Below are 25,927 nucleotides of genomic sequence, written 5' to 3'. Positions count from 1 at the left end.
GGGCATCTCCCGACGAACGGGCTCGAACGCGCCGCACAGATCCAGTTCGAGGAGTTGAGAGAGCACCTCACGCACGGTGACCGTGCGGCAGCGGCCAGGGAATTGATCGACGTCGTCAGCGTCGCCCTCAACCTGGGATTCAGCCCGGACGGATGCTCGACTACATCGAGTTCGAGGACGACTCCGCCATGGTCAAGACCAACCCGCCGTCCGACATCATCGGCCTCCCCCTGTCCAACAGCGCCGTCCGCACGCGTTACGGCATCACCGTCGTCACCATCAAGCGACCCGGGTGAGGGTTTCACCTACGCCACGGCCGAGACCGTCGTGGAAGCGGACGACACCATCATCGTCGCCGGACGCACGCGAGCGACCGAGCGCTTCAGCGAAATCCAGTAGGACATGCCCGAACAGCGCCCTGGACCTGAGGGATGACGATCCGGTCCGTCTACGATCAGCCGTCATGGACTGGCTGGAGCGGATCGCGAAGTTGCGGCAGTGGACCAGGAGCGGCACCCGCGCTCCGCACAAGCCACTGCTGCTCCTGTACGCCCTCGGCCGGTTCCAGGACGATGCCGACGGCGCCCTGCGGTACACCGCGGTGGAACGGGACTTGCAGGACCTGCTGGTCGAGTACGGGCCGCCGAACAGGACCACACCCGCCTACCCCTTCCACCACCTGGTCAGCGACGGGGTGTGGGAGGTCCGCACCGACCGCGGACCGGGCAGCCCCGGCAGCGGGGTGCGGGACCTCCGGGAGACGGGCGCCACCGGGCGGCTCGCGCCGGATCTGAGAGCGGCGCTGCGACGTGAGCCGGACCTGCTCGGCAGTATCACGCGGCTGCTGCTCGACCTGCACTTCCCGCCCTCCCTGCACGGAGAACTGTGCGAAGCCGTCGGCCTGGAGCTGGAGCCGGGAGCGGTCGAGCGGCTCTCGGCGGTACGCGGACAGCGGGACCCGCGGATGCGGGAGCTGGTCCTGACCGCCTACGAGTACCGGTGCGCCTTCTGCGGATACGACGGGAGGATCGGCGCGGTGCCGGTCGGTCTGGAGGCCGCCCACGTGCGGTGGTGGGCGTTCGGCGGACCCGACGAGACCGAGAACGGGCTGTGTCTGTGCTCGCTGCACCACAAGCTCTTCGACAAGGGCGTCCTCGGCGTGGGAGACGACCGGCGCGTCCTGGTCTCGCAACGCTTCGTCGGCCACAGCCCCGCCGCCCGCGAGCACGTCATAGCCCTCGCGGGCCGCCCGCTCATCGGACCGCAGCCCGGCTCGCGTCCCGTCGCCGCCGCTCACCGCGACTGGCATGCCCGGCAGGTCTTCCGCGGCGAACCGCGCCCCGCCACCACTGCCTGACCTCGGCGGCCGTCCCCGAGAACCCCCTTCTGCCTGCTCTCACCTCTCGGCCACGAGTTCCTTCAGCGCGATGTTCAGTTCCAGCACGTTCACCCGGGGCTCGCCGATGAAGCCGAGGGTGCGGGGCTCGGTGTGCTCGTCGACCAGCTTCCGGACGCGTTCGGCGGGCAGTCCGTTGCGGTCGGCGACCCGGTGCACCTGGAGGTCCGCGTACTCGGGGGAGATGTGCGGGTCCAGGCCGGAGCCGGAGGAGGTCACCGCGTCGGCCGGTACGTCGGAGGGGCTGACGGTGTGGCCGGCCACGGAGTTGTCCTTGATGACGGCGGCCTTGGCGTCCTCCACCCACTGGAGCAGCTCCGCGTTGTCGGCGGAGCGGTTGGTGGCCCCGGACACGATGAGGTCGTACTGGGTGTTGACGCTGTTGGTGCCGAGGCCGTTGGCAGGGCGGCCCTGGAACCACTTCAGGTCGGGTTCCGGGGTGTCCTGGCCGCCCTTGAGGGGGAGGTTGTACTGCTGGCCGATCAGGGAGGAGCCGACGACCTTGCCGTCGGCCTCGATCTCCGAGCCGTTCGCCCGGTCGGGGAAGAGGCCCTGGGCGATGCCGGTGACCAGCAGCGGGTAGGCGATTCCGGTGACGACGGTCAGGACGAGGAGGGCGCGCAGGCCCGCCACGAGCAGCCGGGCGGTGTTGCTTACGGACGTGTTCATGACGGTCAACCGATTCCGGGGAAGAGCGAGACGATCAGGTCGATGAGCTTGATGCCGATGAACGGGGCGATCAGCCCGCCGAGGCCGTAGACGGTGAGGTTGCGGCGCAGCAGCCGGTCGGCGCTGACCGGCCGGTAGCGCACCCCCTTCAGGGCGAGCGGGACCAGCGCGACGATGATCAGCGCGTTGAAGATCACCGCGGAGAGGATCGCCGAGTCCGGCGAGGACAGGCGCATGATGTTGAGCTTGTCCAGTCCCGGATGGACGGCCGCGAACAGCGCCGGGATGATCGCGAAGTACTTGGCCACGTCGTTGGCGATGGAGAACGTCGTCAAGGCGCCCCGGGTGATGAGGAGTTGCTTGCCGATCTCGACGATCTCGATGAGCTTGGTCGGGTCGGAGTCGAGGTCGACCATGTTGCCGGCCTCCTTGGCGGCCGACGTGCCGGTGTTCATCGCCACGCCGACGTCCGCCTGCGCGAGGGCGGGCGCGTCGTTGGTGCCGTCGCCGGTCATCGCGACCAGCCTGCCGCCGGCCTGCTCCCGTTTGATGAGGGCCATCTTGTCCTCGGGGGTGGCCTCCGCGAGGAAGTCGTCGACGCCCGCCTCGTCGGCTATCGCCTTCGCGGTCAGGGGGTTGTCGCCGGTGATCATGACGGTCCTGATGCCCATGCGGCGCAGTTCCGCGAACCGCTCGCGCATGCCCTGCTTGACGACGTCCTTGAGGTGGATCACCCCGAGGACGCGGGCGCCTCGCTCGTCCTCGACGGCGACCAGCAGCGGCGTGCCGCCCGCGGCGGAGATGCGCTCGGCGGCCGTGTCCGCGTCCTCGGCCACCGTGCCGCCGCGCTCCCGGACCCAGGCGGTGACGGAGCCCGCGGCGCCCTTGCGGACGCGCCGGCCGCCGACGTCGACGCCGGACATGCGGGTCTGGGCGGTGAAGGGGATCCATTCGGCGCCCGAGATGTCGCTGTGGCGGCACTCGCGGCCGTGCCTCTCCTTGGCGAGGACGACCACCGAGCGGCCCTCGGGCGTCTCGTCGGCCAGCGAGGAGAGCTGGGCGGCGTCCGCGACCTCGGCCGCGGTGGTGCCGCGCACCGGCACGAACTCGGCGGCCTGCCGGTTGCCGAGCGTGATGGTGCCGGTCTTGTCCAGCAGCAGCGTGGAGACGTCGCCGGCGGCCTCGACCGCGCGGCCCGACATCGCCAGCACGTTGCGCTGCACCAGGCGGTCCATGCCCGCGATGCCGATCGCGGAGAGCAGCGCGCCGATCGTGGTGGGGATCAGGCACACCAGCAGCGCCACCAGCACGACCATCGTCAGTTCGGTGCCCGCGTAGCCGGCTAGGGGCGGGAGGGTGGCGCAGGCCAGCAGGAAGACGACGGTCAGCGAGGCGAGCAGGATGTTCAGCGCGACCTCGTTCGGCGTCTTCTGCCGGGCCGCACCCTCGACCAGGTTGATCATCCGGTCGATGAAGGTCTCGCCCGGCTTGGTGGTGATCCGGACGACGATGCGGTCGGAGAGGACCTTGGTGCCGCCGGTGACGGCGCTGCGGTCGCCGCCGGACTCGCGGATGACGGGCGCGGACTCGCCGGTGATCGCCGACTCGTCGACCGAGGCGACGCCCTCGACGACGTCGCCGTCGCCGGGGATGACGTCGCCGGCCTCGCAGACCACCAGGTCGCCGACGCGCAGCTCGGTGCCGGCCACCGTGCTCCCGTCGGCCCGGCGGGCGACGGTGTCGGTCTTGGCCCTGCGCAGCGTGTCGGCCTGCGCCTTGCCGCGGCCCTCGGCGACGGCCTCGGCCAGGTTGGCGAAGATCACGGTCAGCCAGAGCCAGGCGCTGATGGTCCAGCCGAACCGGTCGCCGGGGTCGGTGAAGGAGAACGCCGTGGTCAGCACGGAGCCGACGAGGACGACGAACATGACGGGCGACTTCACCATCAGCCGCGGGTCGAGCTTGCGCAGCGCGTCGGGCAGCGACCTGACCAGCAGTCTTGGTTCGAAGAGGCCCGCGCCGACGCGGCCCCCCGGCTTGTGCCCGGTCGGTATGTCGTCGTGCGGCGTCCGGGGGTCGGTGGCCGTGGACGTGGCTGTGGACATGGAGTCCTCGTGCTCCTGGGTGTCGGTCGTGTCGGTGGTCATGCCGCCAGCCCTTCGGCGAGCGGGCCCAGGGCGAGTGCCGGGAAGTAGGTCAGACCGGTGATGATGAGGATCGCGCCCACGAGCAGGCCGGTGAACAGCGGTTTCTCGGTGCGCAGGGTGCCCGCGGTGGCGGGGACGGGCTGCTGACCGGCCAGGGAGCCGGCGAGCGCCAGGACGAACACCATCGGCAGGAACCGGCCGAGCAGCATGGCCAGGCCCAGGGTGGTGTTGAACCACTGGGTGTCGGCGTCGAGGCCGGCGAAGGCCGAGCCGTTGTTGTTCGAGGCGGAGGTGTAGGCGTAGAGGATCTCGGAGAAGCCGTGCGCGCCGGTGTTGGTCATCGAGTCGCCCGGGGTGGGCAGGGCCATCGCCGCGGCGGTGAAGGCCAGCACCAGCGTCGGGGTGACGAGGATGTAGCAGGCGGCGAACTTGATCTCGCGGCCGCCGATCTTCTTGCCCAGGTACTCCGGGGTGCGCCCGACCATGAGCCCGGCGATGAAGACCGCGACGACCGCCATGATCAGCATGCCGTAGAGCCCGGACCCCACGCCGCCGGGCGCGATCTCGCCCAGCATCATGCCGAGCATGGCGATGCCGCCGCCGAGGCCGGTGAAGGAGGAGTGGAAGGAGTCCACCGCGCCGGTGGAGGTGAGGGTGGTGGACACCGCGAAGAGCGACGAGCCGCCGATGCCGAAGCGCAGCTCCTTGCCCTCCATCGCACCGCCGGCCGCCTGGAGGGCGGGGCCGTGGTGGGAGAACTCGGTCCACATCATCAGCGCCACGAAGCCGGCCCAGATGGCGGCCATGGTCGCGAGGATCGCGTAGCCCTGACGCACCGAGCCGACCATGACGCCGAAGGTCCGGGTGATGGCGACGGGGATCAGCAGGATCAGGAAGATCTCGAACAGGTTGGTGAACGGGGTGGGGTTCTCGAAGGGGTGGGCGCTGTTGGCGTTGAAGTAGCCGCCGCCGTTGGTGCCCAGCTCCTTGATGACCTCCTGCGAGGCGACCGCGCCGCCGTTCCACTGCTGCGAACCGCCGGTGCTGTGCTCATTCAGGAATTGGCCGACCTCGTGGATGCCGGAGAAGTTCTGGATGACGCCGCAGGCCACCAGCACCACCGCGCCGACCGCCGCGAGCGGCACCAGGACCCGGACGACACCGCGCACCAGGTCGGCCCAGAAGTTGCCCAGCTCGCCGGTGCGGGACCGGGCGAAGCCGCGTACGAGGGCGACGGCGACGGCGATGCCGACGGCCGCGGAGACGAAGTTCTGCACGGCGAGCCCGGCGGTCTGCACGACGTGGCCCATGGCCTGTTCGCCGGCATACGACTGCCAGTTGGTGTTGGCCACGAAGGACGCGGCGGTGTTGAACGCCTGGTCCGGGTCGATGGAGGCGAAGCCCAGCGAGCCGGGCAGCACGCCCTGGAGCCGCTGGAGCAGGTAGAGGAAGAGGACGCCCGCGAAGGAGAAGGCGAGGACGCCGCGCAGGTACGCGGTCCAGCCCATCCGGGTGTCGGGGTCGGCGCCGATGCCCTTGTAGATCCACTTCTCGACCCGCAGGTGCCGGGGGGAGGAGTAGACCCGGGCCATGTAGGTGCCGAGGGGGGCGTGGGCGAGCGCCAGCGCGGCCATCAGGGCGAGCATCTGGAGCACGCCGGCGAGGACGGGGCTCATGGGGCGCTCAGAACCTCTCCGGGTGAATCAGGGCGAGGACGAGGTAACCCAGCAGGGAGACGGCCACGATCAGGCCGACGACGTTCTCTGCGGTCACAGCTTCGTCACCCCCTTGGCGACGAGAGCCACGAGCGCGAACACCGCGATCGTGGTGACGACGAAGGCCACGTCGGCCATCGCGAGCTCCTAGTGAGGTTCGAACGGGAGTCTGACAACGAGATGAGAACCCCGGTCCGACCCGATTCGGCCGCCGTTGATGGCTTCCTTACGGCGGCCCGAGCGCCTTTGATGCATCTCTTACGGCGCCGGTGAACGCGCGATGTGCGGGCTCCCGTGCTCCGGTCAGCCCCAGACCCCGTCCGCGATCGCGGCGCCGAGGAAGGCCGCGCCCAGGCCGGCGGCGACACCGGCGACGACGTTGGCGGCGGCCGGGAGCCGCGCGCCGGTCTCGGCCAGCCGCAGCGTCTCGTAGGAGAACGTGGAGTAGGTGGTCAGCGCTCCGCAGAACCCGGTGCCGGCCAGCAGGCGCACCGAGTCGGAGGCCGCGCCGTGGGCGGCCGCTCCGGTGAGCGTGCCGAGGACCAGGCAGCCGACGACGTTGACGGTGAAAGTGCCGAAGGGGAAGGGGGTGCCGTGCCGGGCCTGGACCGCGCGGTCGGTCAGGTACCGCAGGGGCGCACCGACCATGGCACCGGTCACGACGAGCAGCCAGTTCACTTGCGCCTCCCGGAGATCGCGCGTCGGGTGAGGCTCGCGGCGCACCAGACGCCGGCGAGGGCGGCCGACACGGTGGTGGCGAGGTAGGCGAGGGCGGTGCCGGGGTCGCCGCCCCGGAGCAGGCGCTGGATGTCGACGGCGTAGGTGGAGAAGGTGGTGAAGCCGCCCAGGACGCCGGTGCCGAAGAACGGGCGCAGCAGGCGGTGCGCGGACCACACGTCGGTGACGAGCACCATGAAGACTCCGATCACCGCGCAGCCGGCCGCGTTGACCAGCAGGGTGGTCCAGGGGAAGGCGCCGGGCTCCGTGCGCCACAGCAGCGAGGCGCCGTAGCGGGCCGCGGCGCCCAGGGCACCGCCGGCCGCGACCGCCAGGAGGACGGGCGCCTGTCCCTCGGCGAGCTCGCGCCGCTGGGCGGGGACCGACAGGTCGACGTCGCAGTCGATGGGCTCGCGGCCCTCGGGGGCGTCCACCGGCGGTGGCTTGCGCGGGGTGTTCCGCAACGCGGGTCTCCTACTCGTGCGGCCGTCCGGGCATGCGGACGGTCCTGGTCACCAGTAGGGACTGTTGGCGGCGAAGGTGCCGCGGTTCGGGTACGGCGAGCCCCACCGCCGCGCGACCACCCGGACGGGGCAGGCCGCTGCCGCCCAGGGTAGCCCAGCGGGCCTGCACGGGTCCCGCCCGAGTTCCGCCGGAGTCCAGCCCGAGTCCACCCGGAGTCCAGCCCGGGTCCACCCGAGTGCCGCCGGACTCCCGTGCCGGACCGTCCGGGCCTCGTAGACTCGACGGCCGATATCGGTTGCGTCACTGTCGGAGGTGGACCGGGTGCGGGAGTTCCAGCGGGGCGCGGTGCGGCTGCACATCCTGCACCACGCGGCCCAGGAGGAGATCCACGGTGCCTGGATGACCGCGGAGCTGGCCCGGCACGGGTACCGGATCAGCCCCGGCACCCTCTATCCGACGCTGCACCGCCTGGAGGCGGACGGGCTGCTCACCTCCGAGCAGCGCGTGGTGGACGGCCGCACGCGCCGCGTCTACCGGGCGACCGAAGCGGGGCGGGCGGCCCTCGCCGAGGACCGCAGGGCCCTGGAGGAACTGGCCCGCGAGGTGCTCGGCGACGAGCGGCACCGCCCTGATCATTCACCAGGGAGGTGACTGCGGCTACGCGCCGCGGGCGGCGAGTGCCCGGCGGACGCCGTACGCGATGACGCCGACGGCGAGCACGGCCGCCCCCGAGATCACGGAGGAGACCGGCAGGGTGAACGCCAGCAGCAGGCAGCCCGCGAACCCGGCCGCCGGGACCAGGCGCGGCGGGCGCCCCTCCTCGGGGGGCAGCGTCCAGGCGGAGGCGTTGGCCACGGCGTAGTACACCAGGACCGCGAACGAGGAGAAGCCGATCGCGCCGCGCAGGTCAGCCGTCGCGGCGAGCACGGCCACCACGGCGCCCACGAGCAGTTCGGCGCGGTGCGGCACCTTGAACCGCGGGTGGACGGCGGCCAGGCCGTGCGGCAGGTGCCGGTCGCGGGCCATGGCCAGGGTGGTGCGGGAGACGCCGAGGATCAGCGCCAGCAGCGAGCCGAGCGCGGCCACCGCCGCCCCGGCCCGGACCACCGGCGACAGCCAGTCGGCGCCCGCGGCCCGTACCGCGTCCGACAGCGGCGCGGTGGCCTCGGCCAGCCCCTCGGGGCCGAGCACCGACAGGACGGCGAGCGCCACGAGGACGTACACGGCGAGCGCGATGCCCAGGGCGAGCGGAACGGCGCGGGGGATGGTGCGGGCCGGGTCGCGGACCTCCTCGCCCAGGGTGGCGATGCGCGCGTATCCGGCGAACGCGAAGAACAGCAGGCCCGCGGCCTGGAGCACCCCGCGCACGTCGGCGTCGCCCCCGACGTCCCAGCGGGCGGCGTCCGCCGCGCCGGAGCCGAAGGAGGCGATCACCACCGCGGCCAGCACCGCCAGGACCACGGCGACGATCACCCGGGTCAGCCACGCCGACTTCTGCACCCCGGCGTAGTTCACGGCGGTCAGCGCCACCACCGCGGCGACGGCGACGGCGTGCGCCTGACCGGGCCAGACGTACGCGCCCACGGTCAGGGCCATGGCCGCGCAGGAGGCGGTCTTGCCGACGACGAAGGCCCAGCCGGCGAGGTGGCCCCAGAAGTCGCCGAGCCGCTCCCGGCCGTAGACGTAGGTGCCGCCGGAGGCGGGGTATCGGGCGGCGAGCCGGGCGGACGAGGTGGCGTTGCAGTACGCCACCACGGCGGCCACCGCGAGCCCCAGCAGGAGCCCGGAGCCGGCGGCGCGGGCGGCCGGGGCGAGCGCCGCGAAGATCCCCGCGCCGATCATCGAGCCCAGCCCGATCGTCACGGCGTCGGGCACGCCCAGCCGCCGCCGCAGCTCGTCCGGCGTCCCCGCCGCGGCGGTCGAAGACTCGCCCATCAGCCCACTCCGTTCCGTCTCACGCCGCGCGGCCCGGCCACGTGGCTCGCGGCACGCGGCACACGGCACACGGCACACGGCACACGGCTTACGGTTTTCGATATCGGCAGACGATATATGAGCCCGGTGACTCGGCAGTGAACTTCCGGCGCCGGACGGGGAACGCCGCTCCCCGCTCCCCCGCGCGAGGCCGCCGCGTCCGCTCCCGCCCCAACCCGTAGCATGACGTGCGTGACCAGGAGCACCCCGTCGATCATCCGCCCGGCCGGGCGGCTGTTCACGCTGCTGGTGACTGCGGTACTGGCCGGGCTGCTCGGCATGCACGGCCTGGCTCCCGGGGTGCCGACGGCGCACGCCGGCACCGGCACGTCGTCCGGTGCCCACCACGCGGAAGCCATGGCGGCGGCCCACACGGAAGCCATGGCGACGGCCCACACGGACGCCGTGACGGCCCACACGGACGCCGTGGCGGCTCACGCGGACGGCGCCGCGGCCCTCGCGGACCGGGCCTGCGGACACTCGGCCGGCGGATCGGGACACGTCGATCACGCCGACGGCACGTGTGCGGCCGCCGGGACCGCCTCCGCCTACACGCCGCCGCCCCTGACCGGCGGCACGGCCGACGCGCCCGCCGCCGCCTCCCCAGCCGTGACGGCCCCGGGAGCGCCCCAGGACGGACGGGGCCCGCCCGACCTCTCCGAACTGCAACTCCTGCGGATATAGAGCGGCCCGCACGCCCTCGCATCCACCAGGCACATCCACTCGAACGCGCGCCGCGAGCAGGCGCGCGTGAAGGAGTTGCACCCAGCATGAAGCACAAGCGTTCCCTCGTACGCCGTACCGCCGCCGTGATCGCCGCCGGAGCGGCGGCACTCGCCCTGGCCGCCTGCGGCGGGGCCGACGACGGCGACACCGGCGGCTCCGCCGGACACGGCGGCCACAACGCGACGGCCTCCGCGTCCGCGTCCGCCTCCGCACCGTCCTCGCAGGGCAAGCACAACGCCGCCGACGTGGCGTTCGCGAAGGGGATGATCCCCCACCACCGCCAGGCCGTCGAGATGGCCGGCCTCGCGCCCGGACGGGCGGCGTCGCCCGAGGTCGAGAAGCTGGCCACGGAGATCAAGAAGGCCCAGGACCCGGAGATCAGGACGCTCTCCGGCTGGCTCACCGCGTGGGGCGAGGAGGTGCCCGCGGAGGGCGCCGCGATGGACCACTCCGGGCACGGCGCGGGCGCCATGGACGGCATGATGACGGACCAGGAGATGAGCGGGCTCGCGGACGCCTCGGGCGAGGCGTTCGACACCGCCTTCCTGGAGCTGATGGTCAAGCACCACGAGGGCGCGCTCACGATGGCGAAGACCGAGCAGGCCGACGGCTCGTTCGCCCCGGCCAGGAAGATGGCCGACGAGATCATCACATCCCAGAGTGCCGAGATCGAGCGCATGAACCGGCTCCTCGGCAAGGGCTGATCCACCGGCGGGCGTCCGTCGCCACCGGGGTACTCAAAACAGGTACCGGAATACCCCATGGGGGTATATGGTTCCCGACCGTGGGGCCCACCCGGACCCCCACGGTCGGGACGTCGATTGGGGTTGACACGTCATGGAGCATCAGCACGCGCACGGCGCGACCTGGGCGATGGCGGTGCGGGCGACCCTGCACTGCCTCACCGGGTGCGCCATCGGCGAGATCCTCGGCATGGTCATCGGCACCGCCCTGCTGTGGGGCAACGTGCCGACGATGGCGCTGGCGATCGGCCTCGCCTTCGTCTTCGGCTACTCGTTCACCCTCTTCGCGGTGGTGCGCGCGGGGGTGTCCCTGAAGGCCGCGGTGAAGGTGGCGCTGGCCGCCGACACCGTGTCCATCGCGGTGATGGAACTGGTCGACAACGCCATCATCGCGCTGACGCCGGGGGCGATGGACGCGCACCTGTCGGACGGACTGTTCTGGTACGCGCTGCTCGGCGGTTTCGCCGTGGCGTTCCTGGTCACCACACCGGTCAACAAGTGGATGATCGGCCGCGGCAAGGGCCACGCCGTGGTCCACGCCTACCACTGACGGCACCTTCGCGACCGCCTGTCCGAACGTGCCGCCGGGCGGCCCCCGGAGCATCGGGGGCCGCCCGGCGTCGTACGGGGATCCTCAGGCGGCGCGGCCGGTGAGCTCGTAGCCCGCCTCGTCGACGACCTTCGCCAGGAGCGCGTCGTCGGGCTCCCCCTCGGTGGTGACCAAGACCCGGCCGGCCTCGCGGTCGACCTCGACCGCCCGTACGCCGTCCAGGACGCCGATCTCCCGGTCGAGCGTGGCCTCGCAGTGTCCGCAGGTCATGCCGGAGACGGCGTAGACCGTGGTGACACCCTCGGCGACCGCCGCGGTGGTGTCGGTGGCGGCGGTGGTGGAGCAGCTGCCGTCAGGGGTGCAGCAGGACATTTCTTCCTCCTGGGAGTGATCGGTGGGGACACCCGGGCCAGCCCGAGACCCTGGGTACCCCGTGGGGGTACGCGAGCTCGCTCGGTCAATCTATACCCCGTGGGGGTATGCGCGAAAGCCGCACGGGCGACGACAACGCACTCGCCGTCCTCAGTCCCCGTCCCCGCCCGCCACGGGCCCCCCGCCCACCGTGAAGCCGATCACCGACCCGCCCCCGTCCCGCCGGAAGGCGAACGTCGCTCCACCGTGCGCCAGCGCCACCTCCCGCACGATCGACAGGCCGAGGCCGGAACCGGCCCGGGAGCGGGCGTCGGCGGCGCGGTAGAAACGGTCGAAGACCCGGGTCAGGTCGGCCTCGGCGATGCCCGGACCGCGGTCGCGGACCTCCACCCTGATCGGGCCCTCCAGAGCCGGCCCGGCGACCGCGACCTCGATGGGCCCGGTGCCGCCCGGGTCGAACTTCGCGGCGTTCTCCACCAGGTTGGACAGCGCCCGCGTCAGCATGGCGGGCCGCCCCTCCGTCACCGTCTCCCCACGGACGCTCACCCCGATGTCCCGCCCCGTACGGCGCCGCGCCAGACTCGCCACGTCCCGCGCGACCCGCGCCAGGTCGACCCGCTGCGGGGGCTCCCCGGCGGACTGCCCGGCCGCCAGCTCGACCAGCTCGTTGACCAGGTCGGTCAGCTCACGGGCCTCCTGGCCGAGGTCGGCGACCAGTTCCCGGCGCGCCTGCGGCGGGAGCTCGTCGATCCGGCGCAGCAGCGAGATGTTGGTCCGCAGCGAGGTCAGCGGCGTCCGCAGCTCGTGCCCCGCGTCCTGGACCAGCCGCCGCTGGTCCTCCTCCGACTGGGCGAGGCGGACCAGCATCAGGTCGATGGCGCGGCCCAGGCGCCCCACCTCGTCCGGGCCGGTCACCGGCACCTGGACACCCAGCCGGCGGGTGCGGGCGACGTCCTCGGCGGCGGAGGTCAGGAGCACCAGCCGCCGGGTGATGCGCCGCGCCAGCCACCAGCCGAACAGCCCGGCGGCCGTCACCACCGCCGCCATCAGCAGCAGCGTCCGGCGCTGCAGCGCCCGCAGCAGCTCCTCGGTGTCGCTGAACTCCTGCGCCACCTGCACCGCGCCCCGGCCGCCGCCCAGGGACACCGTCGCGACCCGGAAGACGTCGTCGCCGACCCCGACGTCCTCGTGCTCGACCGTCCGCCCGGCCACGGCGGCGTGCGCGGTGCGCCGGTCGGCGTCGGTCACCGGCAACCGGGGACCGGCCGGGTCGGAGATCTCACCGTCCGGCCCGAGGACCTGCACGTCGGTGCGGGCCGGGCGCACGATCTCGTGGCCCGGCGCGGAGGAGGCGAAGTCGCCGGGCGACATCCGCCGCTGGCGCACCTCGGCCCGCAGGTCCTGCACGACCTGCGCGAAGACGGTCTCCTGGTCCACCCGCACCAGCCGGGCCGCCGCGTTGTACGAGAGCACCCCGACGAGGACGGTGACCACGGCGGTGACCGTCGCGAAGGACACCGCGAACGTCGTCCGCAGCGACAGCAGCCGGGGCCGGCGCCCGAGCGGGGACGGGCCCACTCAGTCCTCCCGCAGCACGTAACCCACCCCGCGCACGGTCTGGATCGGCTGCGGCGCGCCCGGCTGGTCCAGCTTGCGGCGCAGGTAGCCGACGTAGACGGCGAGGTTCTTGGAGCCGGGCCCGAAGTCGTAGCCCCAGATACGGTCGTAGATCGTGGAGTGGTCCAGGACGACGCCCGCGTTGCGCACCAGCAGCTCCAGCAGCTCGAACTCGGTGCGGGTCAGCTCCAGCTCCCGCCCGTCCCGCCAGGCGCGGCGGGCCCGCGGGTCCATGCGCAGCCCGGCCGCCTCCACGTACCGGGCGGCGGCGTCCGGCTCCTGTGGCCCGGCCGCGGCCGGGGAGTCGGAGTCGGGGTCCTCCCGGTCCGTGCGCCGCAGCAGGGCACGCAGCCGGGCGAAGACCTCCTCAACGTCGAAGGGCTTCACCACGTAGTCGTCGGCGCCCGCGTCCAGGCCCGCGATCCGGTCGGCGGTCTCCACCAGCGCCGTCAGCATCAGGATCGGCGTCGGGTCGCCCTCGGCGCGCAGCTCCCGGCAGACCTGGAGGCCGTCGACGCCCGGCATCATCACGTCCAGCACCAGCACGTCCGGCCGGCCGCTCTGCGCCTGCGCCAGCGCCTCGGTGCCGTCGGCGACCGCGGTGACCCGGTAGCCCTCCAGGGTGAGGGCACGCTCCAGGGCGTGCCGGATCGCGCGGTCGTCTTCGGCGAGCAGAACAGTCCGGGGCACCCGTCCAGTCTGCCAAGGCGACCGGGCCCGTGACCGGACGGCCGGGCTTCTTACCGATCTCTCACCCTGGGGGCCGCAGCGCCGCCAGCCGTTCCTCGAAGGGCACGACCTCGAAAGCGTCGTCCGCCGGCTTCCCGGCCGGCCGCGCGGCCGCCGGCAGCCCGGCCGTCAGCGCGGCCAGCTCGCCGGCCGCCCGCTCGATCCGCCCGTCCAGCCCCTCGGCGCCCCAGTCCTCCGAGGCGGCGTACACGCCGGTCGGGACGACGACGGCCTTGAGGTAGGCGAAGAGCGGGCGCAGGGCGTGGTCCAGGACCAGCGAGTGCCGGGCCGTGCCGCCGGTCGCGCCGATCAGGACCGGCTTCCCGGCGACGGCGTTCTCGTCGGTGACGCTCAGCGCGTCGAAGAACGACTTGAACAGCCCGCTGTACGACGCCGAGAACACCGGAGTGACGACGATCAGCCCGTCGGCCGCCGCGACCGCGTCGAAGGCGGCGGCGAGGTCCGGGCCCGGGAAACCGTTGGTGAAGGTGTGCGCGATCTCCACCGCGAGGTCGCGCAGCTCGACCACCTGGGCCTCGGCCGACGTCCGCTCGGCGGTGGCGGCGGCCAGGCGGTCGGCGAGCAGCCGGGTGGAGGACGGGACGCTCAGTCCCGCCGAGACGACGACGAGCTTCATGCCCGTACTCCTTCCTCGCGCTCCCTGCGGGCGGCGGCCAGCAGAGACGCGTGGGTCGGCGCGTCCGGCACGTCGGCCGGACGGTCCTTGGCGAACTCCTTCCGCAGCACCGGCACGACCTCCTCGCCGAGCAGGTCGAGCTGCTCCAGGACGGTCTTCAGGGGCAGCCCGGCGTGGTCCATCAGGAACAGCTGGCGCTGGTAGTCACCGGCGTAGTCGCGGAAGGCGAGCGTCTTCTCGATCACCTGCTGCGGGGAGCCCACCGTCAGCGGCGTCTGCGCGGTGAAGTCCTCCAGCGACGGCCCGTGCCCGTAGACCGGCGCGACGTCGAAGTACGGCCGGAACTCGCGGACCGCGTCCTGACTGTTCCTCCGCATGAACACCTGTCCGCCGAGACCGACGACCGCCTGCTCGGGGGTGCCGTGCCCGTAATGGGCGTAGCGGTTGCGGTACAGCTCGATCATGCGCTTGGTGTGATCGGCCGGCCAGAAGATGTTGTTGTGGAAGAAGCCGTCGCCGTAGTACGCGGCCTGCTCGGCGATCTCGGGCGAGCGGATCGAGCCGTGCCAGACGAAGGGCGCGACGCCGTCCAGCGGGCGCGGCGTGGAGGTGAAGCCCTGGAGCGGGGTGCGGAACTTCCCCTCCCAGTTCACCACGTCCTCGCGCCACAGGCGGTGCAGCAGGGCGTAGTTCTCGACGGCGAGGTTGATGCCCTCCCGGATGTCCTTGCCGAACCACGGGTACACCGGGCCGGTGTTGCCGCGGCCCATCATGAGGTCCACCCGGCCGTCGGCCAGGTGCTGGAGCATCGCGAAGTCCTCGGCGATCTTCACCGGGTCGTTCGTGGTGATCAGGGTGGTGGAGGTGGACAGGATCAGCCGCTCGGTGCGGGCCGCGACGTAGCCGAGCATCGTGGTCGGGGACGACGGCACGAAGGGCGGGTTGTGGTGCTCACCGGTCGCGAAGACGTCCAGGCCGACCTCCTCGGCCTTCAGCGCGATGGCGACCATGGCCTTGATGCGCTCACGCTCGGTCGGCGTCCGGCCCGTGGTCGGGTCCGGGGTGACGTCGCCGACGGTGAAGATGCCGAACTGCATGGTCGCTCAACCTCCGATTTGTTGACGGTTCAACTATACCCGTGCAACGGTCGCCCACCGGCCGATATTCCGCAGGCGGCGTGCGAGGCTGCCCCCATGCTGGTCCTCCGCTCCGCCGCCCTCTTCGTCGTCGCCGCCCTCTTCGAGATCGGCGGTGCCTGGCTGGTCTGGCAGGGGGTGCGGGAACAGCGCGGCTGGCTGTGGGCCGTCGGCGGCGTCCTCGCCCTCGGCGCGTACGGCTTCGTCGCCACCTTCCAGCCCGACGCCCACTTCGGCCGCATCCTCGCCGCGTACGGCGGGATCTTCGTCGCCGGCTCCATCCTGTGGGGCGTGATCGCGGACGGCTACCGCCCGGACCGCTGGGACATCACCGGGGCCCTGGTCTGCCTCGCCGGGATGGCCGTGATCATGTGGGCGCCGCGCAACGGCGGCTGACTACGCTGGCGGCGACCGTTCGTACAGTCTCTGACGCCCAGGAGCAGCCCATGGCCACCGCAGCCACCCCGTCCGCCGCCTCCCGCATCGCCGTCGTCACCGGTGCGAGCAGCGGCATCGGCGCCGCCACGGCCCGGCAGCTCGCCACCGCCGGCTACCGCGTCGTCCTCACCGCCCGCCGCAAGGACCGCATCGAGGCGCTGGCCGAGGAGATCCAGGCGGCCGGCCACAAGGCCACGGCGTACCCGCTGGACGTCACCGACCGCGCGGCCGTCGACGAGTTCGCCACCGCCTTCAAGACGGTCGGCGTCCTCGTCAACAACGCGGGCGGCGCGCTCGGCGCCGACCCCGTCGCCACCGGCGACCCGGACGACTGGCGCCGCATGTACGAGACGAACGTCCTCGGCACCCTCAACCTCACCCAGGCCCTCCTGCCCAAGCTGGAGGCGAGCGGCGACGGCGCGATCGTCGTCGTCTCCTCCACCGCCGGCTTCGCCACCTACGAGGGCGGCGCGGGCTACGTCGCCGCCAAGCACGCCGAACACGTCCTCGCCGAGACCCTCCGCCTGGAAATCGTCGGCCGCCCGGTCCGCGTCGTAGAGATCGCGCCCGGCATGGTCAAGACCGACGAGTTCGCCCTCACCCGCTTCAGCGGCGACGAGGACAAGGCGGCCAAGGTCTACGCCGGCGTCCCGGACCCCCTCACCGCCGACGACGTCGCCGACACCATCACCTGGGCGGTCACCCGCCCCGCCCACGTCAACATCGACCTCCTGGTGGTCCGCCCTCGCGCCCAGGCGTCGAACACGAAGGTGCACCGGGAGGCGTAGGAGGCGGTGCTCCTCAACCCTTCACGCACACGAACTGCTTCAACTTGGCCACGACCTGGACCAGGTCACGCTGCTGCCCCATCACCTGATCGATGTTCTTGTACGCCCCGGGGATCTCGTCCAGCACACCCGAGTCCTTGCGGCACTCCACACCGCTGGTCTGCGCTTCCAGATCCCGCACCGTGAACCGCCGCTTCGCAGCATTCCGGCTCATGCGCCGCCCCGCCCCGTGCGAGGCGGAGTTGAAGGCCTTCTCGTTACCGAGCCCCTTCACAATGTACGAGCTGGTCCCCATGGAGCCAGGGATGATCCCGTACTCGCCCGAGCCCGCCCGAATGGCGCCCTTGCGGGTTACCAGGAGGTCCATCCCTTCGTACCGCTCCTCCGCCACGTAGTTGTGGTGACAGGAGATCTCCGGCTCGAAAACCGGCTTGGCCTTCTTGAACTCCTTGCGGACCACGTCCTTCAGGAGCGCCATCATGAGGGTGCGGTTGTACTTCGCGTACTCCTGCGCCCAGAACAGGTCGTTGCGGTACGCCGCCATCTGCGGGGTGTCCGCGACGAACACCGCGAGGTCGCGGTCGACCAGGCCCTGATTGTGCGGGAGCTTCTGCGCCACGCCGATGTGGTACTCGGCCAGTTCCTTGCCGATGTTCCGGGACCCGGAGTGCAGCGTGATCCACACAGCCCCCTCATCATCGAGCAGCAGTTCGAGGTAGTGGTTGCCCCCGCCCAGCGTCCCCATCTGCTTCCCGGCCCGCTCGTGACGGAACTTGACCGCTTCCGCCACCCCGTCGAACCGCCCCCAGAAGTCGTCCCATCCACCCGTCGCCAGCCCGTGGAAGCGCCCCGGATCGACGGGACTGTCATGCATCCCCCGCCCCACCGGAATCGCCTGCTCGATCTTCGAGCGCAGCCGCGACAGGTCACCGGGCAGGTCGTTCGCCGTCAGGGACGTCTTCACCGCCGACATCCCGCAGCCGATGTCCACGCCCACCGCCGCCGGGCACACCGCGCCCCGCATGGCGATCACGGACCCGACCGTCGCGCCCTTGCCGTAGTGCACGTCCGGCATGACCGCGAGGCCCTTGATCCACGGCAGGGTCGCGACGTTGCGTAGCTGCTGGAGCGCACCCTCCTCGACCGTCGCCGGGTCGGTCCACATCCGGATCGGCACCTTCGCGCCCGGCATCTCCACGTACGACATATCGCCCTCATTCCCCCGGAAAACCAACAGAAGCCTCAAAGCGCAAAACCGGCGCCAAGGGCAGCCAAAGGGGCGGCTGACCGGCGTTCACGGCGGCGCGTGCGATACACATTGTCTTCAGGGGACGCCCCCGCGCGGCAAGCGAATAACCAGCGGGGACACTGAAGTACCAGTGCCTGGCGTACCGACCACAGCCACCCGGCGAGAGGAGCCGCACCGTGCAGCGGAAGGCCTACGTACCCGGCGCCGCCGCCTGTCTGGCGGTGTTGCTGGCCGGCTGCACCGGCGCCTCGGGTGACGGCGCCACGTCGGACGACTCCAACCCGGGCCGGCCCGGCGTGACGACCGAGGCGGCCGAGCCCGGCAAGTACCGCACCCTCCCGGAGCCGTGCGGCGCGGTCGGCGAGAAGGCGCTCGACTCGCTGCTGCCCGGGATCGAGGAGATCGCGGACGAGCGGCAGCGCGAGAAGGCGTACGCGGGTGAGCCGACGCTCGCCTACGACACGGACCGCAAGGTCGGCTGCCGCTGGAAGGTGGAGTCGGCGGACGCCACCAACCACCTCTTCGTGAACTTCGAGCGGGTCGTGTCGTACGACAACACCGTGAGCGACGACAGCGAGGCCGAACAGCTCTTCGCGGAGCAGGTGGAGGGGGCCGACCTCCCCGAACCGGTGGTCTCGGACTCCGAGTCCGCCCCGGACTCCGCGTCCCCGTCCGGGGCCCCCTCATCCGGCGCCCCGTCGTCCGGGGGACCGAGCTCCGGCCCGAGCGGCGCGTCCTCCGCGCCCTCGTCGAGCGCCTCCGCCGACGCCACGCCCACCGGACTCCAGCCCCGGCTCCTGGACGACCTGGGGGACGAGGCCTTCGTGGACGACGAGCTGAGCAGCTCGGGTTCCACGGCGAAGCGGCGCACGGTGACTGTGGCGTTCCGCACGTCGAACGTCATGGTGACCGTCGAGTACGCGGAGCAGTCGGCGACCCTCGGAGCCGTGCCGGACAGTGAGGAAATGCAGGACAAGGCGCGGAAACTGGCTTCCCAGCTGGCCGATTCGCTGGGTGGTTGAGTCCGCTCCGGGCGCCCCGGCGGCCGTGTGTGGAGCACCTGAAGAGGAGCCACACGGTTTCCCCACCGCGTACGGTGACCCCTCGGACCCGTTCCGAACGCAGGAACCACGAGTGCCATGAGTGAAGGAACCATGCAGCGACGAGCCCAGCGTGACCAGCAGGATCCGCGTGCGAAGCGACTCACCCGCGCCCTTGTCTGCGCGGCCGCCGTCCCCGTGATGCTGGTGGCAGCCGGCTGTTCCTCGGACTCCGGCTCCGACGACGGGAAGGACAAGGCGGCGGAGAAGACGGCCGCCTCCAAGTCCGCGAAGCCGTCCCCGACGGTGCGGGCGGCGGCGTACGGGAAGCTTCCGGAGCCGTGTTCCGTGCTGGCCGAGAAGACGCTGGAAGACCTGGTGCCCGAGGCGGACAAGGGCAAGGAGGGCGCTTCGAACGACACGGCGACGCGCGGCGGTTGCTCCTGGGACAGCCTCGACGACAACGGTGTGAAGGGCTCCCAGTTCCGCTGGCTGAGCGTGTCGATGCTGCGCTTCGAGTCGGATCAGTCGCGCGGCCCGGGCGACAAGCTGGCGCGTGACTACTACACGAAGCAGGTGCAGGACGCCCAGGGCACCGAGAACGCCAAGAGCGTCAAGACGGCACCGGTGAACGGCACGGGCGACGAGGCCTCCGTCGTCAGCTACGAGCTGAAGAAGAAGGAGGGCACCTTCAAGCAGCAGACGGTCGTGGCGCGCGTCGAGAACGTCGTCGTCACGGTCGACTACAACGGTGCGGGCCTGGCCGGTGACAAGACGCCGGACGCCGCCGACCTGGCGAAGGACGCGCAGAAGGCGGCCAAGGAGGCGGTGGCCTCGGTGACGAAGGCCAACGGCAGCACGTCGAGCAGCTCGCCGTCGCCGTCCAAGTCGTCCAAGTCGTCGACGTCGTCGTCGCCGAAGACGGACTGACGGGCCGTATCACCCCACCGGCCACCCGACCCCCGCACACATGTGCCACTCTGTTGCGCGCAACAACTGGCACTGGGAGGGGAGTACGGGTGGCCGCGCCACTACAGCTGACCCGGACGCATCGCGTTCTCATCGGCATCGTCGTCTTCGGTGCCGTCGTCATCGCGGCGATCGGTTTCGCGGGTTCGTACGCGGCGGTGCGGGAGCTGGCCCTGAAGAAGGGCTTCGGCGACTTCAGTTACGTCTTCCCGATCGGCATCGACGCGGGCATCTGCGTGCTGCTGGCGCTGGACCTGCTGCTGACCTGGATCCGCATCCCCTTCCCGCTGCTGCGGCAGACGGCGTGGCTGCTGACGGCGGCGACGATCGCGTTCAACGGCGCGGCGGCCTGGCCCGACCCGCTGGGCGTGGGCATGCACGGCGTGATCCCGGTGCTGTTCGTGGTGTCCGTCGAGGCCGCCCGGCACGCGATCGGGCGGATCGCGGACATCACCGCCGACAAGCACATGGAGGGCGTCCGCCTCACCCGCTGGCTCCTCTCGCCGGGTCCGACCTTCCTGTTGTGGCGGCGCATGAAGCTGTGGGAGCTGCGCTCCTACGAGCAGGTGATCAAGCTGGAGCAGGAGCGGCTGGTGTACCAGGCGCGGCTGCGTTCGCGGTTCGGCCGGAACTGGCGCCGCAAGGCGCCGGTGGAGTCGCTGATGCCGCTGCGCCTGGCCCGGTACGGCGTGCCGCTGGCGCAGACGGCCCCGGCGGGCCTGGCGGCGGCGGGAATCGAGCCGGCGCTGCTGCCGCCGGCGCCCAGGGAGCAGGGCGGGGAGCCGCAGGCCGTCGCGCCCTCGGCGGAGCAGCGTCCGGAGCTGGTCAAGGCCCCGGCGGCGAAGACGCCGCCCGCCCGGGAGGTGCCGGAGGCGGAGGGCGAGCCCGACGAGCAGAGCCCCTGGTTCAACACCCGCCAGGTCGAGTACCAGGGCGGCTACGACCCCGCCTACGACCCCGCGGAGCACTACGCCGAGTGGTACGAGGAGCAGCGGCGGGCCGACCAGTACCGGGACCAGTACGAGGAGGAGCCTCCGCTTCAGGAGCCCTCGCCGGAGGAGACCGGCAGCTTCCCGATACCGGTGGTTCCGGGCCGTACCCGCGAGCTGGGTGAGGGCGGCGGTACTCCGGCCGCGTCCGATCCCTCGTCGCAGGGTCCGGACGAGGACGCCTACTACCAGGTCTTCAAGCAGTCGATCAACGGCAGCTATCCGACGCCGCGGGAGTTCGGCGACAACGTGGAGGCGACGTTCGGCACGCAGCTTCCCGACCACGAGACGAAGCGCATGGTCACCCACTTCACCGACCGCCACAGCGCGGAGCTGGAGGAGGACCACATCGCGTAGGCGGCGCATGCGGCGCATGCGGCGCACCGACGACGGAGGACGCGCGCGTCGCGGTCGCCTCCTACCTGTCCCGGTCCGGTGCGGGCCTGCGGCGTGAGGTGTCCGCCGCGCTGGACGGTGGGGACGACGCGGTGCCCGACTGCTCACCTTCGGCCAGTCCGAGTGGATCGGGGCCCACGCTGGAGGGCGTGGCCTCGCCCGTCGCCAAGCGGGCCACCCAGCACGGCGGCGACGTCATCTCCCCCGTCACCGGTACGCCGAGTTCCCTTTTCGGGTGATCACACAACGGCCAGGGGGTCACACTGTGAGCGCCGACCACTGATCCGACCGGAGTGGCGGCGGACCGAAGCCGACGGTCCGCCCCGACCCCGGACAGAAGGAATCTCATGCTCACTTCCGTACCCGTCGGATGGCTGTGGCTGCTGGCCGCGGCGTCCACCGCCCTGTCCAGCTGCCTGCTGGGGAGCTGGATACCGCTGCGGAAGTTCCGCATCGCCTATCCGCTGATCATGGTCACCTGCGGCGGGCTCCTGATCGTCGTCTGTGAGCTGAACGGCTTCGGTCTGTCCGAGGCGCTGGTGATGTACTCCTGCGCCCACATCGGCCTGACGCTGGGCATGCTGCCCCAGCGGAAGCTGTTCAAGGAGGTGCTGGAGCGGTGGCGCAGGGGCGAGCCAACGGACCACATCAAGGTCCCGCGCGGGCACCTCGCCTTCCTCGTCGTCACCGTGGTCGCCGTCTCACTGGCCGGCTTCGCGCTGACCCGCTGAGTTCCGGTGCCCGCCCCGCGACGGGCACCGGAACCCCCTACTCCCCGAGCAGGGACCGCACCCGCTCCTGCCCCACCGCCAGCAGCAGCGTGGGCAGGCGCGGGCCGGTGTCGCGGCCGACGAGCAGGTGGTAGAGCAGCGCGAAGAACGACCGCTGGGCGGTCTTGATCTCCGGCGGCAGCTCCTTGGGCGTGGCGTCGGCGGAGAAGCCGGCCTGGACCTTGGGCACGCCGTAGACGAGGTGGGTGAGCCCGTCCAGGGACCAGTGGTCGGCGAGTCCGTCGAGCAGCAGCCGCAGCGAGGCCCGGCCCTGCTCGTCCAGCGACTTGAGCAGCTCGGCGTCGGGCTCGTCGCGGACGATGGTGCGCTGGTCGGCGGGGACGTGGGTGTTGATCCACGCCTCGGCCTTGTCGTACCGGGGACGGGCCTCGGCCAGCGCGCCCAGCGGGTCGGCCGGGTCGAGTTCGCTGAGGATGCGCAGTGCCTGGTCCTCGTGGCCGGCGGTGATGTCGGCGACCGAGGCGAGGGTGCGGTACGGCAGCGGCCTGGGCGTGCGCGGCAGCTCACCGGCGGCCGTGCGGACGGCGCGGGAGTGGGCGGCGGCGTCGGCGGGCAGGGCCGATCCGTCGGCGACCTTGGCGTCGAGGCGGTCCCACTCGTCGTAGAGCCGCTGGATCTCCTGGTCGAAGGCGATCTTGAAGGACTGGTTGGGGCGGCGGCGGGCGTACAGCCAGCGCAACAGCTGCGGCTCCATGATCTGCAGCGCGTCGGCCGGGGTGGGCACCCCGCCCTTGGAGGAGGACATCTTCGCCATGCCGCTGATGCCGACGAAGGCGTACATCGGGCCGATGGGCTGCTCGCCGCCGAAGATCCCGACGATCTGCCCGCCGACCTGGAAGGAGGAGCCGGGCGAGGAGTGGTCGACGCCGCTGGGCTCGAAGACCACGCCCTCGTAGGCCCAGCGCATCGGCCAGTCGACCTTCCAGACCAGCTTGCCGCGGTTGAACTCGCTCAGCCGGACCGTCTCCGAGAAGCCGCACGCGGTGCAGGCGTACGTCAGCTCGGTCGAGCCGTCGTCGTAGGCGGTGACCGTCGTCAGGTCCTTCTCGCAGTTGCCGCAGTACGGCTTGTACGGGAAGTACCCGGCGGAGCCGGAGCTGCCGTCGTCCTCGGCGGCGGCGCCGGAGCCCTCGGCGGCCTCCAGCTCGGCGTCGTCGACCGGCTTCTGCGACTTCTTCGCCGGTGCCTTCTTGGTGCGGTACTGGGCGAGGATCGCGTCGATGTCCTGCCGGTGCTTCATGGCGTGCAGGATCTGCTCACGGTAGACGCCGGTGGTGTACTGCTCGGTCTGGCTGATCCCGTCGAACTCGACGCCCATCTCGGCGAGCGAGTCGACCATGGCGGCCTTGAAGTGCTCGGCCCAGTTCGGGTACGGGGAGCCCTCGGGGGCGGGGACGGAGGTCAGCGGCTTGCCGATGTGCTCGGCCCACGTCTCGTCGACGCCCGCGATGCCGGCCGGGACCTTGCGGTAGCGGTCGTAGTCGTCCCACGAGATCAGGTGCCGGACCTCGTGGCCCCGGCGGCGCACCTCGTCGGCGACCAGGTGCGGGGTCATCACCTCGCGCAGGTTGCCCAGGTGGATGGGGCCGGAGGGGGAGAGCCCGGAGGCGACGACGACCGGTTTGCCCGGGGCACGGCGCTCCGACTCGGCGATGACCTCGTCCGCGAAACGGGAGACCCAGTCGGTGGTCTCTGTGCTCTGAGCCACGATCGGCACGTCCTTCTTTCTGACTCGGGCAGCCGGTACGGTCGCACGGCTGACCGCTCCATTCTCCCAGCCCGGCCCACATCCGCGAAAACCGCTTTTCACCGCGTGGGATACTCGGTTTCCGTAGTACTCCAGGAACCCGAGCAGAACGGCAGCCACTCCATGGCCTCGGTCACGTCCCTCAGCGACTCCGTCCAGCAGCACCTCGCGTCCGCCCTCACGGCCACCCGGCCCGAGGCCGCCGGCGTCGACCCGCTGCTGCGACGCAGCGACCGGGCGGACTACCAGGCCAACGGCATCCTCGCCCTGGCCAAGAAGGCGAAGGCCAACCCGCGGGAGCTGGCGACCGAGGTCGTCGCCCACATCACCACCGGCGACGAGCTGATCAAGGACGTCGAGGTCTCGGGCCCCGGCTTCCTCAACATCACCGTCGCCGACCGGGCGATCACCGGGAACCTGGCCGCGCGGTACGCGGACGGCGAGCGCCTGGGCGTGCCGCCGAAGGAGGACGCGGGCGTCACGGTCGTCGACTACGCCCAGCCGAACGTGGCGAAGGAGATGCACGTCGGCCACCTGCGGTCGGCGGTCATCGGCGACGCCCTGCGCTCCATGCTCGACTTCACCGGCGAGCGGACGATCGGCCGGCACCACATCGGCGACTGGGGCACCCAGTTCGGCATGCTCATCCAGTACCTGTTCGAGCACCCCGGCGAGCTGGCCCCGGCCGAGGAGGTCGACGGCGAGCAGGCCATGTCGAACCTGAACCGGGTGTACAAGGCGTCGCGCGCGGTCTTCGACTCGGACGAGGAGTTCAAGGAGCGGGCCCGTAAGCGGGTCGTCGCCCTCCAGTCCGGCGACAAGGAGACCCTCGAGCTGTGGCAGCAGTTCGTGGACGAGTCGAAGGTGTACTTCTACTCCGTCTTCGAGAAGCTCGACATGGAGATCCGCGACGAGGAGATCGTCGGCGAGTCCGCGTACAACGAGGGCATGCCCGAGACCGCTCGCATCCTGGAGGAGACGGGCGTCGCGGTGCGCTCCGAGGGCGCGCTCGTGGTGTTCTTCGACGACATCCGCGGCAAGGACGACCAGCCGGTGCCGCTGATCGTGCAGAAGGCCGACGGCGGCTTCGGCTACGCGGCCTCCGACCTGACCGCGATCCGCAACCGGGTCACCGACCTGCACGCGACCACGTTGCTGTACGTCGTCGACGTGCGCCAGTCGCTGCACTTCAAGATGGTCTTCGAGACGGCCCGCCGGGCGGGCTGGCTGAACGACGACGTCACCGCGCACAACATGGGCTACGGCACGGTGCTCGGCGCGGACGGCAAGCCGTTCAAGACGCGTGCCGGCGAGACCGTGCGGCTGGAGGACCTGCTGGACGAGGCGGTGCAGCGGGCCGCCGAGGTCGTGCGGGAGAAGGCGCGGGACCTCACCGAGGCCGAGATCCAGGAGCGGGCCGCGCAGGTCGGCATCGGGGCCGTGAAGTACGCGGACCTGTCGACGTCGCCGAACCGCGACTACAAGTTCGACCTGGACCAGATGGTCTCGCTCAACGGCGACACCAGCGTGTACCTCCAGTACGCCTACGCCCGTATCCAGTCGATCCTCCGCAAGGCCGGAGAGGTCCGCCCCGCCGCCCACCCGGAGCTGGAGCTGCACGAGGCGGAGCGGGCGCTGGGCCTGCACCTGGACGCGTTCGGGAACACGGTCTTCGAGGCGGCCGCGGAGTACGCCCCGCACAAGCTGACCGCGTACCTGTACCAGCTGGCGTCGCTGTACACGTCGTTCTACGACAAGTGCCCGGTGCTGAAGGCCGAGACGCCCCAGCAGGTGGAGAACCGGCTCTTCCTGTGCGACCTCACGGCCCGCACCCTGCACCGGGGCATGGCCCTGCTGGGGATCAGGACGCCCGAGCGGCTCTGAGGCCCGAAGACGCACACGCGGCCCGTCCTCTCCCCCGTGGGAGGAC

The 25,927-nt window shown here is 71.7% G+C and carries 27 protein-coding genes; 13 read left to right on the top strand and 14 right to left on the bottom strand.

Features of this window, described 5'->3' with window-relative positions; translation table 11 throughout:
• Window positions 1–152 precede the first annotated feature (152 nt).
• Together M6G08_RS10765 and M6G08_RS10760 are read left to right on the top strand one after the other, a co-directional pair.
• Window positions 153–296 carry a hypothetical protein gene (locus M6G08_RS10765; RefSeq protein WP_272586943.1) on the top strand — a complete coding sequence of 48 codons (144 nt, stop codon included), beginning with the start codon at window positions 153–155 and terminating at the stop codon, window positions 294–296.
• A 167-nt stretch (window positions 297–463) separates the two neighbouring features.
• Window positions 464–1,357 carry a phosphorothioated DNA-binding restriction endonuclease gene (locus M6G08_RS10760; RefSeq protein WP_272586942.1) on the top strand — a complete coding sequence of 298 codons (894 nt, stop codon included), beginning with the start codon at window positions 464–466 and terminating at the stop codon, window positions 1,355–1,357.
• A 39-nt stretch (window positions 1,358–1,396) separates the two neighbouring features.
• Here M6G08_RS10760 and M6G08_RS10755 read toward each other — a convergent pair whose 3' ends face one another.
• From M6G08_RS10755 to crcB (M6G08_RS10730), 6 genes are all read right to left on the bottom strand, one after another.
• Window positions 1,397–2,065 carry a potassium-transporting ATPase subunit C gene (locus tag M6G08_RS10755; protein WP_272586941.1) on the bottom strand — a complete coding sequence of 223 codons (669 nt, stop codon included), beginning with the start codon at window positions 2,063–2,065 and terminating at the stop codon, window positions 1,397–1,399.
• 5 nt (window positions 2,066–2,070) lie between these two features.
• Window positions 2,071–4,209, bottom strand: coding sequence for a potassium-transporting ATPase subunit KdpB (kdpB, locus tag M6G08_RS10750; RefSeq protein WP_272586940.1), 2,139 nt, complete (start codon window positions 4,207–4,209; stop codon window positions 2,071–2,073).
• A complete protein-coding gene (gene kdpA, locus M6G08_RS10745; protein WP_272586939.1) occupies window positions 4,206–5,885 on the bottom strand; it encodes a potassium-transporting ATPase subunit KdpA in 1,680 nt (559 codons plus the stop codon). Before kdpA ends, kdpB begins: the two co-directional genes overlap by 4 nt.
• Before the next feature lie 7 nt (window positions 5,886–5,892).
• Entirely contained in the window at window positions 5,893–5,982 is a 90-nt protein-coding gene (kdpF, locus tag M6G08_RS10740; RefSeq protein WP_073725512.1) for a K(+)-transporting ATPase subunit F, read from the bottom strand.
• Between the two features lie 245 nt (window positions 5,983–6,227).
• Window positions 6,228–6,602, bottom strand: a complete 375-nt coding sequence (gene crcB / locus M6G08_RS10735) for a fluoride efflux transporter CrcB (protein WP_272586938.1) — start codon at window positions 6,600–6,602, stop codon at window positions 6,228–6,230.
• Window positions 6,599–7,105 carry a fluoride efflux transporter CrcB gene (crcB, locus tag M6G08_RS10730; protein ID WP_383140826.1) on the bottom strand — a complete coding sequence of 169 codons (507 nt, stop codon included), beginning with the start codon at window positions 7,103–7,105 and terminating at the stop codon, window positions 6,599–6,601. Before crcB (M6G08_RS10730) ends, crcB (M6G08_RS10735) begins: the two co-directional genes overlap by 4 nt.
• 322 nt (window positions 7,106–7,427) lie before the next feature.
• On the opposite strand from crcB (M6G08_RS10730), the gene M6G08_RS10725 reads away from it, so the two are divergent.
• Window positions 7,428–7,757, top strand: a complete 330-nt coding sequence (locus M6G08_RS10725; protein WP_272586937.1) for an Rv3488 family transcriptional regulator — start codon at window positions 7,428–7,430, stop codon at window positions 7,755–7,757.
• Between the two features lie 6 nt (window positions 7,758–7,763).
• On the opposite strand, the gene M6G08_RS10720 is transcribed toward M6G08_RS10725, so the two are convergent.
• On the bottom strand, window positions 7,764–9,041 hold the full coding sequence (locus tag M6G08_RS10720; RefSeq protein ID WP_272586936.1) for an APC family permease: 1,278 nt from the start codon (window positions 9,039–9,041) through the stop codon (window positions 7,764–7,766).
• A gap of 231 nt (window positions 9,042–9,272) precedes the next feature.
• On the opposite strand from M6G08_RS10720, the gene M6G08_RS10715 reads away from it, so the two are divergent.
• The 3 genes from M6G08_RS10715 to M6G08_RS10705 all read left to right on the top strand — a co-directional run bounded on the left by M6G08_RS10715 (window position 9,273) and on the right by M6G08_RS10705 (window position 11,099).
• On the top strand, window positions 9,273–9,764 hold the full coding sequence (locus M6G08_RS10715; protein WP_272586935.1) for a DUF6153 family protein: 492 nt from the start codon (window positions 9,273–9,275) through the stop codon (window positions 9,762–9,764).
• 86 nt (window positions 9,765–9,850) lie between these two features.
• A complete protein-coding gene (locus M6G08_RS10710) occupies window positions 9,851–10,510 on the top strand; it encodes a DUF305 domain-containing protein (protein ID WP_272586934.1) in 660 nt (219 codons plus the stop codon).
• Between the two features lie 133 nt (window positions 10,511–10,643).
• The gene (locus M6G08_RS10705) at window positions 10,644–11,099 is read left to right on the top strand and encodes a DUF4396 domain-containing protein (protein WP_272586933.1); all 456 of its coding nucleotides are present in this window, start codon (window positions 10,644–10,646) and stop codon (window positions 11,097–11,099) included.
• 84 nt (window positions 11,100–11,183) lie between these two features.
• Here the strand turns inward: M6G08_RS10705 and M6G08_RS10700 are convergent, their stop codons facing one another.
• The 5 genes from M6G08_RS10700 to M6G08_RS10680 form a co-directional block, all read right to left on the bottom strand.
• Window positions 11,184–11,471 (bottom strand): heavy-metal-associated domain-containing protein, encoded by a 288-nt coding sequence (locus M6G08_RS10700; RefSeq protein ID WP_272586932.1) that lies wholly within the window; start codon window positions 11,469–11,471, stop codon window positions 11,184–11,186.
• A gap of 150 nt (window positions 11,472–11,621) precedes the next feature.
• Entirely contained in the window at window positions 11,622–13,049 is a 1,428-nt protein-coding gene (locus tag M6G08_RS10695) for a sensor histidine kinase (RefSeq protein WP_272586931.1), read from the bottom strand.
• Window positions 13,050–13,778, bottom strand: a complete 729-nt coding sequence (locus M6G08_RS10690; RefSeq protein ID WP_272586930.1) for a response regulator transcription factor — start codon at window positions 13,776–13,778, stop codon at window positions 13,050–13,052.
• Between the two features lie 61 nt (window positions 13,779–13,839).
• Window positions 13,840–14,454 (bottom strand): CE1759 family FMN reductase, encoded by a 615-nt coding sequence (locus tag M6G08_RS10685; protein ID WP_272586929.1) that lies wholly within the window; start codon window positions 14,452–14,454, stop codon window positions 13,840–13,842.
• Complete coding sequence (locus M6G08_RS10680) at window positions 14,451–15,551, bottom strand: LLM class flavin-dependent oxidoreductase (RefSeq protein ID WP_272586928.1); 1,101 nt, start codon at window positions 15,549–15,551, stop codon at window positions 14,451–14,453. The genes M6G08_RS10685 and M6G08_RS10680 overlap by 4 nt, the downstream gene beginning before the upstream one ends.
• Window positions 15,552–15,647: 96 nt before the next feature.
• Between M6G08_RS10680 and M6G08_RS10675 the strand changes: the two genes are divergently transcribed.
• Window positions 15,648–15,986 (top strand): YnfA family protein, encoded by a 339-nt coding sequence (locus M6G08_RS10675; protein WP_272586927.1) that lies wholly within the window; start codon window positions 15,648–15,650, stop codon window positions 15,984–15,986.
• Window positions 15,987–16,036: 50 nt separating this feature from the next.
• Window positions 16,037–16,816, top strand: coding sequence for an SDR family NAD(P)-dependent oxidoreductase (locus M6G08_RS10670; RefSeq protein ID WP_272586926.1), 780 nt, complete (start codon window positions 16,037–16,039; stop codon window positions 16,814–16,816).
• Between the two features lie 13 nt (window positions 16,817–16,829).
• On the opposite strand, the gene M6G08_RS10665 is transcribed toward M6G08_RS10670, so the two are convergent.
• Window positions 16,830–18,023, bottom strand: a complete 1,194-nt coding sequence (locus M6G08_RS10665) for an RtcB family protein (RefSeq protein WP_272586925.1) — start codon at window positions 18,021–18,023, stop codon at window positions 16,830–16,832.
• Window positions 18,024–18,241: 218 nt separating this feature from the next.
• Here M6G08_RS10665 and M6G08_RS10660 point away from each other — a divergent pair, with 218 nt between their 5' ends.
• From M6G08_RS10660 to M6G08_RS10645, 4 genes are all read left to right on the top strand, one after another.
• Entirely contained in the window at window positions 18,242–19,087 is an 846-nt protein-coding gene (locus M6G08_RS10660) for a DUF3558 domain-containing protein (protein WP_272586924.1), read from the top strand.
• Between the two features lie 117 nt (window positions 19,088–19,204).
• The gene (locus M6G08_RS10655; RefSeq protein WP_272586923.1) at window positions 19,205–20,035 is read left to right on the top strand and encodes a DUF3558 family protein; all 831 of its coding nucleotides are present in this window, start codon (window positions 19,205–19,207) and stop codon (window positions 20,033–20,035) included.
• Between the two features lie 89 nt (window positions 20,036–20,124).
• The gene (locus tag M6G08_RS10650; protein ID WP_272586922.1) at window positions 20,125–21,420 is read left to right on the top strand and encodes a DUF2637 domain-containing protein; all 1,296 of its coding nucleotides are present in this window, start codon (window positions 20,125–20,127) and stop codon (window positions 21,418–21,420) included.
• A 386-nt stretch (window positions 21,421–21,806) separates the two neighbouring features.
• Window positions 21,807–22,190 carry a hypothetical protein gene (locus M6G08_RS10645; protein ID WP_272586921.1) on the top strand — a complete coding sequence of 128 codons (384 nt, stop codon included), beginning with the start codon at window positions 21,807–21,809 and terminating at the stop codon, window positions 22,188–22,190.
• Between the two features lie 37 nt (window positions 22,191–22,227).
• Here M6G08_RS10645 and lysS read toward each other — a convergent pair whose 3' ends face one another.
• Entirely contained in the window at window positions 22,228–23,967 is a 1,740-nt protein-coding gene (gene lysS, locus M6G08_RS10640; protein WP_272586920.1) for a lysine--tRNA ligase, read from the bottom strand.
• A gap of 153 nt (window positions 23,968–24,120) precedes the next feature.
• On the opposite strand from lysS, the gene argS reads away from it, so the two are divergent.
• Complete coding sequence (gene argS, locus M6G08_RS10635) at window positions 24,121–25,881, top strand: arginine--tRNA ligase (protein ID WP_272591306.1); 1,761 nt, start codon at window positions 24,121–24,123, stop codon at window positions 25,879–25,881.
• The last annotated feature ends 46 nt before the right edge of the window (window positions 25,882–25,927 follow it).

It is taken from the genome of Streptomyces sp. M92, from assembly GCF_028473745.1.
In the GTDB taxonomy this organism is placed as follows: domain Bacteria; phylum Actinomycetota; class Actinomycetes; order Streptomycetales; family Streptomycetaceae; genus Streptomyces.
The sequence above is the reverse complement of the archived record's forward strand: the minus strand, read 5'-3'. Positions and strand labels throughout refer to the sequence as shown.

Bases quoted from the DNA above. Each gene is read 5' to 3' on its own strand.
- M6G08_RS10765 (WP_272586943.1), top strand. From the start codon at position 153: ATGCTCGACTACATCGAGTTCGAGGACGACTCCGCCATGGTCAAGACC.
- M6G08_RS10760 (WP_272586942.1), top strand. From the start codon at position 464: ATGGACTGGCTGGAGCGGATCGCGAAGTTGCGGCAGTGGACCAGGAGC.
- M6G08_RS10755 (WP_272586941.1), bottom strand. From the start codon at position 2,065: ATGAACACGTCCGTAAGCAACACCGCCCGGCTGCTCGTGGCGGGCCTG.
- kdpB (WP_272586940.1), bottom strand. From the start codon at position 4,209: ATGACCACCGACACGACCGACACCCAGGAGCACGAGGACTCCATGTCC.
- kdpA (WP_272586939.1), bottom strand. From the start codon at position 5,885: ATGAGCCCCGTCCTCGCCGGCGTGCTCCAGATGCTCGCCCTGATGGCC.
- M6G08_RS10720 (WP_272586936.1), bottom strand. From the start codon at position 9,041: ATGGGCGAGTCTTCGACCGCCGCGGCGGGGACGCCGGACGAGCTGCGG.
- M6G08_RS10710 (WP_272586934.1), top strand. From the start codon at position 9,851: ATGAAGCACAAGCGTTCCCTCGTACGCCGTACCGCCGCCGTGATCGCC.
- M6G08_RS10705 (WP_272586933.1), top strand. From the start codon at position 10,644: ATGGAGCATCAGCACGCGCACGGCGCGACCTGGGCGATGGCGGTGCGG.
- M6G08_RS10700 (WP_272586932.1), bottom strand. From the start codon at position 11,471: ATGTCCTGCTGCACCCCTGACGGCAGCTGCTCCACCACCGCCGCCACC.
- M6G08_RS10685 (WP_272586929.1), bottom strand. From the start codon at position 14,454: ATGAAGCTCGTCGTCGTCTCGGCGGGACTGAGCGTCCCGTCCTCCACC.
- M6G08_RS10680 (WP_272586928.1), bottom strand. From the start codon at position 15,551: ATGCAGTTCGGCATCTTCACCGTCGGCGACGTCACCCCGGACCCGACC.
- M6G08_RS10675 (WP_272586927.1), top strand. From the start codon at position 15,648: ATGCTGGTCCTCCGCTCCGCCGCCCTCTTCGTCGTCGCCGCCCTCTTC.
- M6G08_RS10670 (WP_272586926.1), top strand. From the start codon at position 16,037: ATGGCCACCGCAGCCACCCCGTCCGCCGCCTCCCGCATCGCCGTCGTC.
- M6G08_RS10665 (WP_272586925.1), bottom strand. From the start codon at position 18,023: ATGTCGTACGTGGAGATGCCGGGCGCGAAGGTGCCGATCCGGATGTGG.
- M6G08_RS10655 (WP_272586923.1), top strand. From the start codon at position 19,205: ATGAGTGAAGGAACCATGCAGCGACGAGCCCAGCGTGACCAGCAGGAT.
- M6G08_RS10645 (WP_272586921.1), top strand. From the start codon at position 21,807: ATGCTCACTTCCGTACCCGTCGGATGGCTGTGGCTGCTGGCCGCGGCG.
- argS (WP_272591306.1), top strand. From the start codon at position 24,121: ATGGCCTCGGTCACGTCCCTCAGCGACTCCGTCCAGCAGCACCTCGCG.